Here is a 412-nt window from a genome sequence, read left to right as displayed (position 1 = left end):
GTATCTTGATAAGCACGAACAAAATGATCGGAAGATGCCTTTGAAGCTGAGTAAGGTGAATGTGGATCATAGGCCGTATGCTCGGTGAAAAGGCCCGTTTCACCTAAAGTGCCATAAACCTCGTCTGTAGATACATGATGAAAACGCTTGCCTTCATAATTCCCTTTCCATAATTCCTTCGCAGCATTCAGCAGATTTACCGTACCAATTACATTGGTCATCACAAATTCGGTCGGATTACTAATCGAACGGTCCACATGGGATTCGGCAGCCAAATGGATCACTCCTGTAGGCTGATATTCTTGAAAGATCTGATGGATATGTGCAGCATCACGTATGTCTGCTTTTAAAAAGCTGTAATTGGAGGATTGCTCAATATCCGAAAGGTTTTCTAGGTTACCTGCATAAGTCA

General features: G+C 42.5%; 1 protein-coding gene. It reads right to left on the bottom strand.

From position 1 onward, the window contains the following. A partial coding sequence (locus ACFRAE_RS17800; protein ID WP_422798517.1) for a dTDP-glucose 4,6-dehydratase occupies positions 1 to 412 on the bottom strand: 412 nt, incomplete at both ends.

It is taken from the genome of Sphingobacterium sp. HJSM2_6 (assembly GCF_049316305.1).
Classification (GTDB): domain Bacteria; phylum Bacteroidota; class Bacteroidia; order Sphingobacteriales; family Sphingobacteriaceae; genus Sphingobacterium.
The sequence above is the reverse complement of the archived record's forward strand: the minus strand, read 5'-3'. Positions and strand labels throughout refer to the sequence as shown.